Raw genomic sequence first — 16,434 nt, 5'->3', positions numbered from 1 at the left:
GGAGACGTATGATCTTGGTGCCGTAGATGCGAAAGCCGGGAGGCGCGCGGAGGCGCGCTGCACCCAACGCGGATGGAGGAAATGTCATGTCGGGATTGCCACGGGATTTCGGCGCGTTCGTCGAAGGGCGGCTTGGCGACGCGGGGCAGACGGCCCTGAGCGCCGCGCTGTGCGCCGGTCTCTGCCTTCTTTCGTCCGCTGCCGTCGCCCAGACGTCGTTCGAAGACGAGAGGGAGAGGCTCATTGCGGCGATCGAAGCCGCCGGCTGCATCGTTCACGAGGGCAACCACGAGGCCATCCTGCGGGAGGCGAGAATGACGCCCGCACAGGGCAGCCTCGTCGTGACCTTTCTCATGGACACCGGACAGGCCGAACCTCTCGGGGACGACCTGCGGCTGACGACTGGGAACTGCCCGTAGCGGGACCGGCCGCTGTGGTCGCGGCTGCTGGATGGCGTTCGGTTCCGAACGTCCCGGACTTGAAGGAGAAGGCATCAACATGAAGAACGCGATCATATCGGCGTTGCTGGCGGCCGTTCCGGCGTTCACCTTGGCGGAACCGGCACCGAACACGATCAGCGGAACAATCGGCGGTCTTGAGATGGACGCCGCGGTCTGGAGCGAACAGTCCGACTTCTCCGGCGACGGGAATTCCGGAAGCGTTTCGATCCTGACGCGCCCGGTGGCGCCCGATCAGGGCCTCGGCATACTCAGGATCGGTTTCGAAGGGTCCGACTTCATGGGGGGAGACATCTTCAGCGCCGAGGTCGGCCTGTCGGACACTCGCGCCGAGAACATGAGCGAATACTCCGTCGAGCGCGATGACGGTCTCGAGCTTCTGATAACGCGCAGCGAGTCGATAAACGGCACCTTGTCTATCTCGGGGAAGGTTCAGGGTACCCTGACATGGCGCCAGTTGATGCCGATCGTGGAACGACGGGAAGACGCGTCACGCCGTCTTCCAATCGAGCTGGAGTTCAACGCCGTTCTGGAAAACGAGTACTGAATGAACTGCCGTTCGCTGCGTCACGAACGAATGTCGGCTGAGGGCCGGACCAAGACCTCCACCAAGGAGGACTCACGGCCCTTCTCGGTCGTTCGTGGCCGTCTCAGCGAAGGTCACGATACCGATCCGTGGCGGCGGGGCTACCCGAATAGTAGCCTCCGAGCATGTCGAGGTCGCTCAGGCTCAATACCGCCCATGTCGGGATTGTCCACCGGAAGGTGGCCGATCCGGATGCTTGGCCCGGCCTGGAGCACTTCACCGAAATTACGACACGCACCTCTCGAAGTTCTTGGAGGAGAGACCCGAACGGCCGATCGGCGTCTTCGCCTACGGTTCCCTCATGAAACGAACCTGGAAAGCCCGAACTATGTTGGTGAGCTCACGCCGGACGAGGTGGCGGCGTGTCTTTCGTAGGCCGGCGGCCATTGGGGTTCCGGGGCCGAGTACCTGTTGCAGACGGTCACCTCGCTCGAGGCGGGAGGGTTCCACGACCCGTATCTGTGGGATCTTCAGGAGCATGTTGGTGGAGATCGAGCGCCGGAACCCGGGCGCCTTCGGCGGACGACTGTAGGCTCACAAGGCCATAACTTGACACGTTTGCAGCCAAGACGCTTGGAGGGCGTGCGCGACGAGATGCGGATCATCCGCTTCCGAGTGCGAAGGAACGCGGATGCCTGATAGCCGTTGCACACTTGGCGCTCCGCCGCGTCTTGGCTACCAATGACCCACATAAGGAGATCGCAGATGAAACGGACCGCCGACGCACACTGGACCGGCAGCCTGAAGGACGGCAACGGCACACTTGACATGCAGAGCGGGGTGTTCTCCGGCCAGCCCTACACCTTCAAGGGCCGTTTCGTGGACGAGACGGGACAGTCCGGCACCAATCCCGAGGAACTGATCGCTGCCGCCCACGCTGGCTGCTTCGCGATGCAGCTTGCGCACTTCCTGGCCGAGAACGGCACTCCGCCCGAACTGCTGGACGTGCAGGCGGCGGTCGAGTTGATCCCCGGCACCGGGATCAAGGGCAGCGTCCTGACCGTGAAGGCCTCGGTGGCCGGTATCGACCAGGCGAAGTTCCACGAGCTGGCGGCGAAGGCGAAAGACGAATGCCCGGTTTCAAAGGCACTGGGCGCGATCTCTGTAACGCTGGATGCCACTCTCAACGAATAATGAGACGCAGGGGGGAAGAAGAAACCCAACTGGGTGGTGCAGTCGAGCACCTCCGCATCGAGGCCTGAATTCGAGCGCATCGCCGCAAGACCCAACACGCGTGTCGACCTGCGGGTCATGCGTTCTTTCAACCAAAGCACCCGACTCAAAGAGTCCGCTTTGCCGACGTTGGATCATCTGACGAGACCGCTCAGATGACCGGTTCGTGCGCATAGGGAGTGATCCCATTCGATTGCGTCGCCGAGCTTTGCGATTGCCGCATTCGAGTTCGCCGAGTTCTGCTGCTTCTTCTCCAGCCCGAAGAACCCGACCCCCGGTATCGGCTGCTCGATGACGAACACCTGATGGCCTTAACGCGGGGTCCGGAACAGGGCTTCGGCCCGAGTCGTTGGGGAAGCACACCCGAAACAAGGAGACAGCATGCAACGCATTTTCGGCACCGCAGCCGCCCTGATCCTCACCGCGACCGCGGTATCGGCTCAGGAAACAGTACCCGCGGAGGGCATGGAGGCAGACTGGACGCAGCTGATCCGTGCCCGCGACATCACAGGGGGTGCTGTCTACACCACCAATGAAGCCTACGACGAGGGCTCTTGGGGAGACCCGGAGAACTACACCTGGGGCTGGACCGGTTACGATGAAGTGGGCGCCGACTGGAACCAGATCGGCGAGATCGAGGACCTCGTACTCGATCGGTCCGGAAAACTCGTCGGCGTGGTTGCCGAAGTCGGAGGATTTCTCGACATCGGCGACAAGCACGTGATGCTGCGCGTGGGCGATGTGGACCTCGTGCCCGTCGACGACGAGTCGTACAGCCTGATCACGCGCTACTCGGAAGAACAGCTCGAGGAGATGCCGGGCGTCGATGAAGGCTGGTGGGAGTGAGCTTCGCGCCAGGTTACGGATTGATCGCTGTCGATCAGGCCCACCGCTCTGGCCCGTCGCGAAACCGCGGCGGGCCAATCGAACTTGCACGCTCCGCGTGCAACGCCGTCGGCCTGCCTGCCGCCGCGGGGTGAGGCGAGCGCCTCGCGCCCGGACTTCCGGGACGCTCCGGCCACGCTGCGGCGAAATCCGGTCTCCACTCACGACGCAGTGCAGATGGCCCGATCACCTGAGGGACGGCGGACCGCCCGCCGGTGTCAGTCGGTCGTCGAGGAGCCGCTCATCTCTCTGGCTGCCGCGATCGAGAGCTCCGCCTCTTCGAAGTCGCCCGCCTCCAGCGTCGGAGCGCTCTGACGCGCCGCAGCCCCTGGATCGACGCACAGGCCGGCGAGGACCGGAGCGTGATCGGACCCGAAAGGGGGCAGGACCTCCCACTCCACGAGGGCGATACCGTCCTGAAACAGGATCTGATCCAGCGGCCACGACATCAGCCAGCTCTTAACATCGTAGGTTGGATAGATGCCTCGCCCCACCCTCGGGTCGAGCAACCCGCCTATCCGCATGGCGCGGCGGACTGTCCGCTCCCAAGGGGTGGCGTTCAGGTCGCCCGCGACGATCGTAGGCATGTCGCTGTCCCGCGACGCGAGCGCCGCGGTCAGCAGATGCGCATCGCGCATTGTCGTCGGCTGGCTCCAGTAGAGCGGCGGACGCGGGTGAACCGCTACGATCTGTACCGTGGCGTTTCCCGGCAACGCCACATCGGCGAGGATCGTGGGCGTGTCGTTGCCGAAATAGAGCAACGTGTCGGTCGCGGCGAGGGGATGGCGCGACAGGAGGTGCATGCCGAAGGCGCCGGAAGCGTCGCCTTCCGGAATGTACTGCGTGCGGTGAGGGAACCGTTGGTTCATCTCGGCCAGCGCTGCATCCCAGGCCTCGTCGGTCTCGAGAACGACGAACAGATCCGGGTCGACCTCCTCCACCATGCGAAACAGCGCCTCGAACTTCTCGTTGCTCTGCTGCACGTTGGCGACGAGCAGATTGAGGCGGTCGTCCTCCGCGCAATCGGGCGCGGCCACCGCCATGGGCGCCACGAGTGCGGTGTAGGGATAGAGGCGGTAGGCCTGGTATCCGAGAGCCGCACCCCCGAGTGCCAGCGCCCCGAGGGTCCACGGTCGTCTCAGCCCGCCGAGCAGGATGACAGCGGCAAGAAGGACCAGCAGGGCTGACGAGACCTGAACGCGCAGGAAATCGAGGTAGCGCACCCACCACGCGTTCGTCTCGATCAGCGGCAGGGCCGACGCGGCGACGGCGAGGAGGAGAAGTCCGGCCGCGAAGCCAAGCGCCACCGTCCACCCGGAATGACTGTTCCCGCTGTCCGCCTTCGTGCCCGTCATCATGGATGTCTTCCGTACTCGCTGCGATGTCGGATCAACGGACCGGGCCGCAATCGGTTGCTTCCAGGCCAAATATCTTTGCCCTTGGGGACCTGCCCCGGAAGCGCAAGCGCTACCGCGACGGCCGCGGAAGTTGTTCTCGGCATAGTGGGTATGGATCCCCTTCCGAAGCTGCAGCCAGGGACATGGTCAATCGCTGTCTCGCGAACACGTTTCTGAACATCCAACAAGCGCGCAGAGAGGGTTCGATTCAGTACCCGAAGCCGCCAGCCAGTCGCGCAACTTCGGACCTTCGTCCTGGGCGCAGCGAAGGGCTGGTCACCGCCCAATCTACCGGATGCTGCATTAGCGAGATGGTGGGTGACTTGGACAGGTGAATGCCCGGAAGGCTCTCACTTCTTTCCTTCGCTAAACAGCGCCTCTTTCCGCTTTGGCAGACGCAGAACCTCCAGCGTGCCATGTAGGAGTACCGGACCAATGAGGGCGAGGTCATTGATCGAGGATCTTCGGGCATGGCCGATCCAGGCCTCACCGCCTAAGTCTGGGTCATCTCGATCGAACAAGGATTCCGGAATGAGTGCCGCGCATGATCTCGACGGTCTGATCCGCTTCATTCTACGCGACGAGGTCTGGAGCGAGCGTCTGCGCGAGGTCCTCGATGAACACCTCGGACCTGCGCTGGAGGAGTTCGATATCGATTTCGAGGACCTCGGAGATCTCATTGGGCAATCGTGGCCGATGATCCTCTGGGGATGCGCTTTCGAGGATCTCCTCGGCCGGCGATACGGTGCCGGCGGCGACAACGTCGCAGACCTCTACCTCAAGCGGCGGGGATGGAAGGAGCCGGCGCTGACGCGCTCCTACATCGAGGGGCTCCGGGACGCGCCGGTCAGTCTCTACGAAGTGAGCGAGATCCGGCCCGGCCAGTCGATGCAACTCCGGGACGTCCTGACTGGGTCCGGACCGGTAACGGTACAGGAGAAGAGCGCCACCCGGTCCCTGAAGCCCTGGGACCGTGTCGTGGTCCGCGTCGTGCCACAACGCAAGGGCCATGTGATCTCAGGGGCACTCCTGCCCTTCTCTCCCGAGGCCGTCGAGTTCCTCATGGACGGGCTCAGGCACGCCCTGAAGATCGGGAAGCGGAAGGAGTTGCGCCTCACGGTGGATCAGCTCCGGAAATGTGCCCCGATCTTCGCAGGCGCCTGGCTCTTCTCCTGCCTGCCCGACATCCTCGACCCTACGCCAATCCATCTCTCGAACAGCGAGGGAGACGACCTCCTGTTCCACGATGTCCGGTTCCCGCTCGCCAAGGGCGTCACGCAGGCGCAGGTGGCGACCCGTCTCGACAAGGTGGCGGGGCTCGAGCGGACAGGTCCGAAGGAGTGGACCTGGCTGGAGGCGGCCCCTGCCCCGGCCTGGAACGCGCGAGGTGGTCTCGCGCTCGAATCCACCGTCTCCGCCGGCCGGGTCCTCGGCACACTGGAGTTGAAGGGCAAGGCCCTGACCCTGTCAGTCAACTCGGCGCGGCGGGCGGAACGCGGCGTCGCTCTCATCAGGGAGGCGCTTGGCGATCTCGTGAAGCCGCCTCTGACCGCGATCCGGACAATCGACCAGGTGAGGGCTGACGATGCCGGAAGTACTGCCAGAGAAGAGCATGAGGAGATCCCGCCCGAGATCGCGAGGCAGGCCGTCCACGAGCTCCTTGACCGGCACTACCGGGGCATCCTCGATGAACCCGTTCCAGCTTTGGGCGGGAAGACCCCGCGCGAGGCGGCGCGGACGCCCGCTGGCCGCAAGAAGGTCGTGGACTGGCTCAAGCTCATCGAGAACCGCAGCGCGAGCAATCCCGGCTCGCCGCTGGCAGAGTATGATTTCCGGTGGATGTGGGAGGAACTGGGCCTTGAGGACCAAAGACGATGACCACAGTCCCAAACGAGGTGTGGTACTGTCGTGGGCGATAGGAGGATTTCCAGAATGTTCGCGGGAGACCAGACGGACCAGGCCAATGATAGGGTCGCCAACGAGAGGCGCCGCAACTCGGCGACGAATGGACAGGAAGAACTGGGTATGGGCTGGACAGAAGAGAATGCCGCTGCGATCGCTGAACGCCGCAGCTGGATAGAGGCTCATGGTGCGCCCCTCGCCGATCTTCAGGTCCTCAAGCTCCCCTAACAAGGTGTGACGCCCGCGCCGTCGCGAGTGACGTCGCCAGATCATCCCATACATGGTGGTGGAAGATCTTGCCGTCTCACCCTGCCGATTTCACGGTCGTGCGGCGGGGCCCGCCCCTCCGCGGATCGCTGTCATGAAGACTGTTTCACAGGATGGATTTCCGCGCCTTCCGACTTGACACCATATCCTAAGTTTGCGATAAAAAATCATCTGGTTTCAATGACTTAGCGTGGAATCCTACCACCCCAGCCAGCGAGTCCTCCCACCATGTCGAGAAGAGCCGGGCTACGCAGCGTGGCCCTCGGACTGCCCCAGGAAGTGCCCCGGGGTGACCTGGGTGCCCCGCCCGAGCGAGCCGGGCGAGGCTGAGTCACCGGAGGACGCTTAGAGGTAGTCGAAGTCTATCCCGTTCGCCCAGTGCCCCCAGTCATCGCGCTTGTTGTCCGCCTGTGTGCCCAGCGCGAGGTGGTCCGTGTTGATGCACAGACGGTTCTGACAGCGGTGCCTGACGATGTGATCCCGACTGGCGATCTCCCGGTTCAGGACGCAGAAGACGAAGCGATAGGCCGTGATCTGTCGCCCTCGGAACTCCACCTTTCGCGGGGTCTGTTCCCCGCGTCGCACTCGTCGACTACCGGACGTGGCGCGAAACCATCACACGTGTCCTTGGGAAGTGGCCCCGCGGGAACTGTGTGTCTGACGTCAGCGCCCATCGGACAGATTTGGGGGTTTGAGCAACGGAGGATTCTTGTTCATCGAAGCCAGCGAGGCGCGAAGATGACGCAGACACCCGGAACATCGAAAGATGCCGCTGACAAGCTAGTCAGGGGGATCAAGCGGAAGACCTGCAAGCACTCCTCTGCCGCCCTGCAATTGCGGCAGATAAAGGGATGGTCGCGGATCGGATTCGTCCTCGACCCGGCTGCGAACCGGATTACATTCCCGCAAACATCAGCCGTGAGGAACCCCCGCATGATCCGCTATTCCCTTTCCGCGCTCGCGCTCGGCCTTGCCTTGCCCATCGCAGCGCAGGCACAAACACTTTCGACCGGCGCCGAGATCACGTCGGCCCTCTCCGGCAACACGGTGCAAGGCAGCATGAGCGCTTCCGGCGCCTACACCGAATTCTACGCGGCAGACGGGTCGATCAAGGGGGCGGGCTATACCGGCACCTGGACGATCGAGGGCGACGCGATGTGCTTCGACTACGGCGAGGGCAAAGACTGCTGGAACGCCCGGATCGAAGGGGACGCGGTGACCTGGGTCCAGGACGGGGTCGACGGCGGAACAGGCACCATCGTGGCGGGGAACCCGAACAACTTCTGAACCGCCGCGAAGTTCACATGCGGCGGCGCCGTGGACTGATCCGCACGGCACGATAAACCTTTGAGGTGAAGCCCGCGGCCGAGGGGTTCAAGCAGTCCTCCCTCCCTGTCCAGAAACTCTGGACCATCGAGCATGGTCCCCGGAACACCCCCGGACGTGTCGCGGGGGTGACCGGGGTGCCTGCCTGCCCAATAGGACTGGCGCACTGTCTCGGGCGGAATGGCCCCTCGGGTGGCCTCTTGGATAACGGGTGACGGGATCTGTCAGGACACTGGCCCAGGGGAAGTCTCGGCAGACAGCAGACGGCGCGCCGAACACCGAATGTCCGCCGACAACGACACCCGTCGATCGTAGGCGCTGGAGCGCTCAGTCGCTTGGCGGACTTGGCGGACCATCGGCTTCGTTTTTCGAACGGTGTTGATCACGCTCAATTCTCATGGCGGTCGCGACCGCTAGAAGAAGCTAGCCGGGACTCGGTGCGTTGGCGACGCTGCTTCTGTCGACCCGGATCCACACCAGATCGGCATCAAGCGGCAGACCACAGGGGGAATGTCGGATGAAACAGCGAGCAACCAAACGAATACCGACCCCCAAGTCCGTTTGGCACGCCTACAAACGGCGCCGCCGGACCGGGATGCGGCAGCTTCGAGACCAGATCGGCTTACGTTCGTGTATCTTGCCCAAGGCAGGCGTCGTTCAGGTCGCAAGGCGCCTGTTCGGGCGGGAAGACCAGACAACCGTGCCATCTTGCCTCGCGCTATTTCGGGAGTGCCGATTTCTGGGAAAGACGCGCATGGGCGTTGGGGTTCTGTCGTTTGCTGGCGCGCTCCTGCTCGCGGGATGCACGGACGTCATCGGCAATCAACTCGGGATTGCCGGCGCGCCCTCCTGGAACGTGCCGATGCAGCTTGAAGGGGACTGGTCCGGTCGCGCGTGGCCGGACGTTCGGGCCTTGGTCGCATGCCTGCAGGCCGACAGTTACACCGTGGATACAGCACCGCGCATGTTCGTGGCGATCCGGCAGAACATCCTCACAGGTCAGCTGTTGTTTGCCGATGGGGAAGCCTATGATCTGTCCGGCGAGACCGCGTCGGGCGCTTCGTTCGCCGGTAACAATCTCGCATTCGCAGAGATCCGCCTCGACGGCCGGAAAGTCGGCACCGCTGAGTTTGAACCGGATGGCACCTCGGGCCGCCTCGCCGTGGATCTTTACCTGAAGCGGCCGGCCAGCCGGGATCAATGCGCCATGCCCGCCACCCTTAGCCGGGTCCGATGAGGGCCTGAGCATCGCCGACGCGATCCGTCATGTGATAGGGGCCGCCGCGTCGTGCGCGATCTGGTCCAGCCGCCCCCTACTTGATCACGAGGCCCTGGGCCCGCATGGTGGTCATCGCCACCACGAGGATGATGAACACGCCGTAAATGAGGCTTTGCGCCGGCCCTCGTCGACCCTGGCTTCAAGAACGCGCATCCTGCCGGATCGATCGTGGGGAAAACGCGCCTTTGGTCTCACGCCGACACATCGAACGGCCGTGACACCGCCGGTCCAATCCGTTTCGTATGGTCCGATCCAGACCCGCACGCCCCGGCACGTGATCACATGATCCAGACAGGGCATGTCCCGCGCATGATGCCCTGACCTTGCGCGGGCGCAAACACCGGCAGCCGCCCAGCCGACCAAGACGGACTTCCTCGAAGAAAGACCTCGCATACCCCCTTGAAATGGCTTGCGCGATCCCAATCTCATCCGAGCGGGCCGGGCCCCTCTGACGACGGTCAACCGCCGTGATGTCGGACCGCATCGAGTGCGCTCGGTGTCATGCCCGCAATCCCGCGATCCGTGACCTCCCGTGCGCGTAGACCGAGGTCCCGATCTTGGACATCCTCCTCTTGCTCTTCCTTGGCAAGCCGCTTTGGATGTGGCTGCTTTTTCTCTCTCTCGTCATCGCGCTTCTCGTCTTCGACCTCGGCGTTCTCAATAAGAAGGACCACGAGATCGGGGTGGCCGAAAGCCTCAGGCTCTCGGCCATGTACATCACGCTCGGCTTGTCGTTCTCCGGCTTCATCTGGTGGCAGATGGACGGCGAGGCGACGGCCCAGTATCTGACCGCCTTCGTCGTCGAAAAGACGCTGGCGTTGGACAACATCTTCGTCATCGCCCTGATCTTCGGCTTCTTCGCCATCCCGCGCGAGTATCAGCACCGCGTGCTGTTCTGGGGCATCCTCGGCGTGATCGTGCTGCGCGGCATCATGATCGGGCTCGGCGCGACGATCGTGGACCAGTACCACTGGGTCCTCTACATCTTCGCGGCCTTCCTGATCTTCACCGGCATCAAGATGCTGTTCGTCGCCAGCAAAGAGCACAAGATGGAGGAGAACGGGCTTATCCGGTTCCTCAAGCGCCGCCTCCACGTGACCGAAGAGATGCATGGCCACGACTTCTTTGTGAAGAAGCCGCACCCCGTGACGGGCAGACTCACACGCTACGCGACCCCCCTGTTCCTTGCACTGATCACAATCGAGATCGCGGACCTCGTCTTCGCCGTCGACTCGGTGCCGGCCGTCTTCACCATCACGACCGATCCCTACATCGTCTACACCTCGAACATCTTCGCGATCCTCGGGCTGCGCGCCCTCTACTTCGCGCTCGCGGCAATCCTTCACCGCTTCGCCTATCTCAAGTATGCGCTCTCGGTGCTGCTTGTCTTCATCGGCTCGAAGATCTTCGTTGCCGACGCGATGGGATGGGAGAAGTTCCCGCCCGAATGGTCGCTGGGCATCACCTTCGCGATTCTCGGCACGGGCATCGCCTACTCACTGTGGAGGACGAAGCATCCGGTCCCATCGGTGAACGCCAAGCTTTCGGGCGTCCAAACCGACCGCGCCTGACACGGTCGGGCGGCGGCCTTCGGGCCGTCGCCCACGCCGGTCGGAAAGATGCGGCGCAGAATGTGGAGCGTTACCCTTCGGTCCATCGACGGATGCCACGACGACAGGACACACGCTTTCGGGACGGACGGCCCGAGGGGCGCCACTGTCAACAAAGCGCACGATTGCTGCGCCAGCAGCATGCGTTCGTCCCGAAACGGCTAGTCTCACCACCCGATCTCACGCTGCGAGGGGTGGGTTCGGGCCGAGGGCGGACGTTCGTCGCAGCGCCGACGAACGTCCGCGTCGACACCTAGGCAGAGCCGCCTGGGATCGCGCGGCGACGGCGCAAGACAGCAAGCCCCAGAAGGCCACCCAGCAAGAAGTAGCCCCCGGCGGGAAGAGGTATCGGGGTAGGCCCACCCGGATCGTCCGTCAGGCCCGTGATCGAGAAATCGACACGACCGCGGCTTGCGAACGTCAGACCAACGACAAAAGGATCGTCCGTCGTCCGGCCAGCCTCGGGTGCGATTCCGAGGATCTTGAAGCTCGAGACGCCTTCGGCGAGGTACGACGTGAAGTCGAGGGTCTCATCGAACCCAAGACTGACGACGATGTCGTCGAACATGACATCGAAGAGAGTATCGCCTCCCAGGTCCTGATCGGGGATGATCAGGGACAGGAAGTTGGGCATCCCGGTCGAAAGCTGATAGAGAAACCCGCTGGCCAGAACCGGATCGACATAGATCGGAGCGGTGATGCCGAGATCGTTGACGAGGTTCAGCGAAATCGCGTTCACCCCACCGCTCACGCTCGTTGGCAGGACCGCGTGGTCAGGCGTCGCGCCTCGCGGGTCGATCCGGACCACGATGGTCTCCGTTTTCTCGATCGTACCGGGCGCAGTTCCGCGGACAGAAGAACGGGCCTCGAATACAACCTGACCAAGGTTGTTGAGCGATGCTCCAGTCACGATCTGCGTCGGGTCGCCGCTCAAAAGTGGAATCAGTTCTCCTATGCCGAGCATGTCACCTGCGCCGATTAACCTCTCGCCGTCGAGGTAGATCGAGCCGTCATCCCCATTGCGGACCAAAATCTGACCGAAATCATTGATGTCCAGGCCTTGTACGAACGGAAAGAAACTTCCAGCAAGCGCCTGCACATCCGAGAACCCTTGCGGATCGTAGCCGGGTTGATCGAAACCAGACCCCAGAATTACTGTGGGCCCGAACCGGCTTGTCCATCCGACTACTTGTCCAGTGTCGTTTGTTGCGTGTTCGGGAAGGAGCTGTAGTTGGGGGTCTCCGGTGGAAAGAACGATCCACGGCGTCGATTGACCGTCGCTGGCGAGTAATTTTCCGAGTTCACCCTGGTTTTGCACGAACCACGTCACGACGCCGTCATCCGTGATGTCCACTTCGCTTGTGACATTCCTGCCGTCGACGCCGGGAATGTCCTGGTCGAGGATGATCGGTGAAACCCCTGGAGCCACCTTCCCGACTACCTCTCCTCCGCCGTCGCTAAGTGAGATGCCAGAAAAGGCGACTTCACCAGACCCATTCACACGAAACTGGTTCAGCAGTCTGACGGTTGCCCTCGGGTCACCCCCCGTGGGCGAAATTCTCATCAACTCGGTGACCGTGCCGTCTGGATCGATAAGGACCAGTGAACGATCAGCAATGGCGAGGTTGTCATCAATGATCTCTGCAACGATCTGTCCACTATCGTTAATCACTCCGCCTCTGAGGAACAACCGCCCGTTTGTTGGATTGATTCTGCTCGTCTCGGCACCCCCAATGTTTACGGTCACATACTCGGGGACTGCTGTGAAGGGAAGTCGGTTCCGATCGTAGTAGAGTACCGTGCCGTCGTTGTTGATCGTGGGGGACGATCCAGCGGATCCTGGATCATCGAAAGCCTCGAGAATGACAAACTTGTAGTCATCCAGGCCGAATGTTGACGCTGCTGCCCCCTGAACCCCGACCCCGACCGCGGCCGCAGCCACAAGCACCCTGAACATCGACATGCCAAATCCCTCCCAGGCAGTATCGGACAAGTTTGACTGACCCTTGAAACGTGTCATCCCCCGGACAGGGGATACATGGACCCGCTGAACCAGCGCTATGTCCGGCCAGGCGGTCGCGTCGCCATCGCAAGGCGGACAATGTCGAGCCGGGTGGCGCACGAGAGCTTCGACAGGGCGGACTTTATCTGATCTGTCGCGGTCTGGACCGATGTGCCGCGCAGGGATGCAATCTGCGCGGTTGCATGACCCCGGACGATCATGTCGCAAACATCGAGCTCGGCCTTCGAAAGCACGCCAAGGGCATCGATACCGTCGGCCGTGACACGTGCGGGAGCGTCGGGATCGACGACCAGAAGCAGTACAAGCGTTTCGCGCGGCCCGGCAATCTCGGAGCCTCGGATGGGTATGGCCCGCGCAATCAACGGCAATCTTCCTGATCGGCGACTCATGCGGCAGATGTGAAGACGCCCGGAAGTCGTAAGGTCGAGCGTAGCCTTCAAAGTCTCGACCAGTGCGCGGCGGTCTTCCAGATTGGTAGGCCATACCATACCCGCCATGTTGGCCAAGCCATCCCGATCGGATGCGATCTTCCTGAACTCTTCATTCGAAACGACGATGCGCCCTGACCCATCGCACACGGCTGCGCCGAAATCGAGCCGATCGAAGGCGTCGATCAGCGCCGAATTGGTGCGCAACAAGCCATTCATTGTTCGTGACGCCTCGATCGATCGTCCGAGAAGTGGCAAAAGGAATTCCGCTTCCGCGCGAACTTCAGGCGAGGTTTCGGCGGCTGGGCACTTGAGATGTAGCGCTGCGACATCGGACCATGGCCCGATATCGTTCACGCGCATCAAACTGCGAGAGGCCGCACCGCTGACGGCAAGGACGGCGTCACGATACGGGTTCTCCGGAAGGTCCCGGTCGTGCACGAGGTCGTAGCATTCGAACTCGCCGACAAGACGGGCAGACGGGAAACCGGTGAATCGCCTGTATCCGGCTATTTCGACCTCTGGTAGTCGGCCGCCCATCGTGACGTCGACCAGGTGCATGGCATCGCCGAGCGCGCTTGAACCGCGAAAGATCGGCCCGGTAAACGATAAGAAGTCGTACTCGAACACCATGAACGCGGTGGCGCCAAGCGTTTGGACAATCGCGTCGCAGAGGTCCGGCCAAAGCTCATTTCTGTGAGTCACGTCGATCGCAAGGCGCAGCGCTTCCGCACGTGCACTGATCGAAACGTCCGACATCGTGAACCGGACCCCACAGAAATGGACCTTCTGCACGGAAGATGATGCATGGAACCGCGACCAGAACAAAGCGAATTCAGGTGCCGCTGATCCTTGAAGTGCGCAGTCCGATGACCGCTTGAAACACGGGAGTGCCATGGAGGCGCCTGCCGCAATCAGGATTTGGTCCGCTCAAGGTCCGCATCGGGCCGATGGCCGCGCATGAAAGGACGAGACTGAAGTTCGGGAAGGTCTTCATCCCCGGCCGTGGACGCCGCCGTCGGATGGTCCGCAATCCTCTGTCTGTCCCCCTTGGCGAAGGTTGGGGTCGCGGCCCGTCGCCGTCATTCAAGCCAGAGACAGCGAACGTCAGGCCTGCGCAACGACGGGCGCAGTGCCGGACAGGCCGGCTGGATTTGGGGCGGGACGGCTGCCCGACAGTCCCCCAGCGTCGCGCGCCCCACCTGGCACGTCGGACACGTGTTCCCACGACCCGCCACAGCCGCCTAGCCCCATACAAGGGTCGTGACGGCGGGATTGCTTTCGCCGCTATGCACAAGCGGTCAAAGCGGCCAGACCATCGGGATTACGAAGACGGTGACAAGCCCCACGATGATATTCATCGGAAGCCCCAGTCTGAGGAAATCGGTGAACCTGTAGCCTCCGGCGTTATAGACAAGCGTGTTGGTCTGGTACCCGATCGGCGTGGCGAAGCTTGCCGACGCGCCGAACATCACGGCCACGAGAAAGGGACGCGGGTCGACGCCAAGGGTCGTCGCGATCCCCGCCGCGATGGGGGCCATCAGCACCGCGACCGCATTGTTGGTGACAAGCTCGGTCAGGACCGACGTCACGGCGTAGACAAGCGCAAGCGCAACAAGCGGGCTGCCCGCCCTGAGAAGCGGGGCCACAACCTCGACGATAACCCGCACCGCGCCGGTCCGGTCAAGCGCCGCTCCGATCACCAGCATCGAGACGATCAACAGAAGAAGGCGGCCGTCGACCGCCGCAAGGCCCTCGTCGGCGTCGACGCATCCGGTAGCAAGAACGACGGCCGCCCCGATCAGGGCAAGGGCAAGGATCGGCGCGAGATCAAGCGCGGCAAGCACCACCACGGCGAAGAGCACCGCGACGGCGATGGGCGCCTTGTCGCGGCGAAAGGCGCGCGCCACCGTTGACGAGACGGGTGTGAGGCGTTGGTCCTCGGCGAGGCGCTCGAGGTCTTCGGGAGCCCCCTCGAGAAGCAGGGTGTCGCCCACAGAAAGGCGGGTTTCTTCGAGGCGCGCCCCGATTGCCTCGCCGCTGCGGTGAAGTGCAAGGGGGTAAACGCCAAAGCGGCGGCGCCAGCGCAGCGTGCGGAGCGTCCAACCGACGGCCTTTGATCCCGGCACGACGAGAAGCTCGATTGTCCGCGTCCGACGCGCCTGGGCTGCTTCGAGTCCGGGAAGGGAGGCGCCGCGCGCCGCCCCATTGCGGAATCCCATAAGCTCGACGTCGCGGGTCTTGACCACCACGGTGTCCCCGCCCACAAGCCGAACCGCGCTCAGGTCCCGCCGCAATGAGAGATCGCCCCGGATCACGTCGACGATGCGCCCGCCGCCCCGGGTCAGAGCCGCGACGTCGAGCGGCGAGGCACCGACCAACGGCGAGCCGGGCGGGATGAAGAGGTCGGCAAGCCAGGACCGGCCTTCGCGCCGGTCGGCGACATCGGCCACCGTCTGCCGGTCGGGCAGAAGGCGCGGTGCGGCAAAGGCGAGAAACAGCCCCCCCACAAGAGCCACGACAAGACCCAGCGGCGCGATCTCGAACAGACCGAAGGGAGCAAGCCCAAGGTCACGAGTCAGACCGTCGACCAGAAGGTTCGTCGAGGTGCCGATCATCGTCACCGTGCCGCCGAGGATGACCATGAACGAAAGCGGCATTAGCAGGCGCGACGGCACGGTGCCGACCTGGCGGGCAAGCCCCATCGCGACGGGAATGAGCACCATCACCACAGGCGTGTTGTTGATGAAGGCCGACGCCGCCGCAGCCGCGCCGAAGAACAGCAAGACCGCAATGCGGGGCCTGGTCACAGAAATGCGAACGAGGGCGGTCGTCAGAGCTTCAAGCGCGCCGGTCCGGACAAGCGCGGAGCTCAGGACGAACATGGCGCCGATGGTGGCCGGCGCGGGATTGGCGATGGACGACAGCACGTCGTCCGTCGTGACCAAGCCAAGAGCGAGCGCCCCCGCGGCCCCGACGAACGCGACGACATCGGGAGGCCAGCGATCCGTCAGGAACGCGATGAAGACGGCAGCCACCAGCGCCAGCGCGAGGTAGGGCGCAAGAGGACCCGGATCGAACCACATGTCGTGCCTCAACA

14 protein-coding genes are annotated in these 16,434 nt (G+C 63.3%); 8 read left to right on the top strand and 6 right to left on the bottom strand.

Translation table 11 applies throughout. The features are described 5' to 3' along the window. Positions 1 to 86: 86 nt before the first annotated feature. The 3 genes from ACRDNQ_RS01875 (at position 87) to ACRDNQ_RS01865 (ending at position 2,178) form a co-directional block, all read left to right on the top strand. Entirely contained in the window at positions 87 to 419 is a 333-nt protein-coding gene (locus ACRDNQ_RS01875) for a hypothetical protein (protein ID WP_431826926.1), read from the top strand. Positions 420 to 498: 79 nt separating this feature from the next. After that, positions 499 to 1,005 (top strand): hypothetical protein, encoded by a 507-nt coding sequence (locus ACRDNQ_RS01870; RefSeq protein ID WP_431826925.1) that lies wholly within the window; start codon positions 499 to 501, stop codon positions 1,003 to 1,005. Positions 1,006 to 1,749: 744 nt separating this feature from the next. Then, a complete protein-coding gene (locus ACRDNQ_RS01865) occupies positions 1,750 to 2,178 on the top strand; it encodes an OsmC family protein (protein WP_431826924.1) in 429 nt (142 codons plus the stop codon). Positions 2,179 to 2,351: 173 nt separating this feature from the next. Here ACRDNQ_RS01865 and ACRDNQ_RS01860 read toward each other — a convergent pair whose 3' ends face one another. After that, on the bottom strand, positions 2,352 to 2,519 hold the full coding sequence (locus ACRDNQ_RS01860; RefSeq protein WP_431826923.1) for a hypothetical protein: 168 nt from the start codon (positions 2,517 to 2,519) through the stop codon (positions 2,352 to 2,354). Positions 2,520 to 2,598: 79 nt separating this feature from the next. On the opposite strand from ACRDNQ_RS01860, the gene ACRDNQ_RS01855 reads away from it, so the two are divergent. Further along, positions 2,599 to 3,063: a PRC-barrel domain-containing protein gene (locus ACRDNQ_RS01855; protein WP_431826922.1), complete on the top strand. Its 465-nt coding sequence runs from the start codon at positions 2,599 to 2,601 to the stop codon at positions 3,061 to 3,063. 257 nt (positions 3,064 to 3,320) lie between these two features. Here the strand turns inward: ACRDNQ_RS01855 and ACRDNQ_RS01850 are convergent, their stop codons facing one another. Continuing rightward, a complete protein-coding gene (locus ACRDNQ_RS01850; RefSeq protein WP_431826921.1) occupies positions 3,321 to 4,460 on the bottom strand; it encodes an endonuclease/exonuclease/phosphatase family protein in 1,140 nt (379 codons plus the stop codon). A gap of 570 nt (positions 4,461 to 5,030) precedes the next feature. On the opposite strand from ACRDNQ_RS01850, the gene ACRDNQ_RS01845 reads away from it, so the two are divergent. Further along, complete coding sequence (locus ACRDNQ_RS01845; RefSeq protein WP_431826920.1) at positions 5,031 to 6,377, top strand: hypothetical protein; 1,347 nt, start codon at positions 5,031 to 5,033, stop codon at positions 6,375 to 6,377. Between the two features lie 636 nt (positions 6,378 to 7,013). Here the strand turns inward: ACRDNQ_RS01845 and ACRDNQ_RS01840 are convergent. Further along, positions 7,014 to 7,223 (bottom strand): HNH endonuclease, encoded by a 210-nt coding sequence (locus tag ACRDNQ_RS01840; protein WP_431826919.1) that lies wholly within the window; start codon positions 7,221 to 7,223, stop codon positions 7,014 to 7,016. 378 nt (positions 7,224 to 7,601) lie between these two features. On the opposite strand from ACRDNQ_RS01840, the gene ACRDNQ_RS01835 reads away from it, so the two are divergent. The 3 genes from ACRDNQ_RS01835 (at position 7,602) to ACRDNQ_RS01825 (ending at position 10,844) form a co-directional block, all read left to right on the top strand. After that, positions 7,602 to 7,955 (top strand): hypothetical protein, encoded by a 354-nt coding sequence (locus tag ACRDNQ_RS01835; protein ID WP_431826918.1) that lies wholly within the window; start codon positions 7,602 to 7,604, stop codon positions 7,953 to 7,955. Between the two features lie 556 nt (positions 7,956 to 8,511). After that, a complete protein-coding gene (locus tag ACRDNQ_RS01830; protein ID WP_431826917.1) occupies positions 8,512 to 9,231 on the top strand; it encodes a hypothetical protein in 720 nt (239 codons plus the stop codon). Positions 9,232 to 9,872: 641 nt separating this feature from the next. Then, entirely contained in the window at positions 9,873 to 10,844 is a 972-nt protein-coding gene (locus ACRDNQ_RS01825) for a TerC family protein (protein ID WP_431826916.1), read from the top strand. Between the two features lie 292 nt (positions 10,845 to 11,136). On the opposite strand, the gene ACRDNQ_RS01820 is transcribed toward ACRDNQ_RS01825, so the two are convergent. From ACRDNQ_RS01820 to ACRDNQ_RS01810, 3 genes are all read right to left on the bottom strand, one after another. After that, the gene (locus tag ACRDNQ_RS01820; RefSeq protein ID WP_431826915.1) at positions 11,137 to 12,846 is read right to left on the bottom strand and encodes a VPLPA-CTERM sorting domain-containing protein; all 1,710 of its coding nucleotides are present in this window, start codon (positions 12,844 to 12,846) and stop codon (positions 11,137 to 11,139) included. 95 nt (positions 12,847 to 12,941) lie between these two features. Beyond that, positions 12,942 to 14,093, bottom strand: coding sequence for a helix-turn-helix domain-containing protein (locus ACRDNQ_RS01815; protein ID WP_431826914.1), 1,152 nt, complete (start codon positions 14,091 to 14,093; stop codon positions 12,942 to 12,944). 542 nt (positions 14,094 to 14,635) lie between these two features. Next, positions 14,636 to 16,420, bottom strand: coding sequence for an SLC13 family permease (locus ACRDNQ_RS01810; protein WP_431826913.1), 1,785 nt, complete (start codon positions 16,418 to 16,420; stop codon positions 14,636 to 14,638). Positions 16,421 to 16,434: the final 14 nt, after the last annotated feature.

The sequence above is a fragment of the Saliniferula longa genome (assembly GCF_050789285.1).
Taxonomy (GTDB): domain Bacteria; phylum Pseudomonadota; class Alphaproteobacteria; order Rhodobacterales; family Rhodobacteraceae; genus CAVPWP01.
This window is presented reverse-complemented; position numbering and strand designations above follow the sequence as displayed.

Coding starts and splice junctions, on each gene's coding strand:
- ACRDNQ_RS01875 (WP_431826926.1), top strand. CDS start 87: ATGTCGGGATTGCCACGGGATTTCGGCGCGTTCGTCGAAGGGCGGCTT.
- ACRDNQ_RS01870 (WP_431826925.1), top strand. CDS start 499: ATGAAGAACGCGATCATATCGGCGTTGCTGGCGGCCGTTCCGGCGTTC.
- ACRDNQ_RS01865 (WP_431826924.1), top strand. CDS start 1,750: ATGAAACGGACCGCCGACGCACACTGGACCGGCAGCCTGAAGGACGGC.
- ACRDNQ_RS01855 (WP_431826922.1), top strand. CDS start 2,599: ATGCAACGCATTTTCGGCACCGCAGCCGCCCTGATCCTCACCGCGACC.
- ACRDNQ_RS01850 (WP_431826921.1), bottom strand. CDS start 4,460: ATGATGACGGGCACGAAGGCGGACAGCGGGAACAGTCATTCCGGGTGG.
- ACRDNQ_RS01845 (WP_431826920.1), top strand. CDS start 5,031: ATGAGTGCCGCGCATGATCTCGACGGTCTGATCCGCTTCATTCTACGC.
- ACRDNQ_RS01835 (WP_431826918.1), top strand. CDS start 7,602: ATGATCCGCTATTCCCTTTCCGCGCTCGCGCTCGGCCTTGCCTTGCCC.
- ACRDNQ_RS01830 (WP_431826917.1), top strand. CDS start 8,512: ATGAAACAGCGAGCAACCAAACGAATACCGACCCCCAAGTCCGTTTGG.
- ACRDNQ_RS01825 (WP_431826916.1), top strand. CDS start 9,873: ATGTGGCTGCTTTTTCTCTCTCTCGTCATCGCGCTTCTCGTCTTCGAC.
- ACRDNQ_RS01820 (WP_431826915.1), bottom strand. CDS start 12,846: ATGTCGATGTTCAGGGTGCTTGTGGCTGCGGCCGCGGTCGGGGTCGGG.
- ACRDNQ_RS01815 (WP_431826914.1), bottom strand. CDS start 14,093: ATGTCGGACGTTTCGATCAGTGCACGTGCGGAAGCGCTGCGCCTTGCG.
- ACRDNQ_RS01810 (WP_431826913.1), bottom strand. CDS start 16,420: ATGTGGTTCGATCCGGGTCCTCTTGCGCCCTACCTCGCGCTGGCGCTG.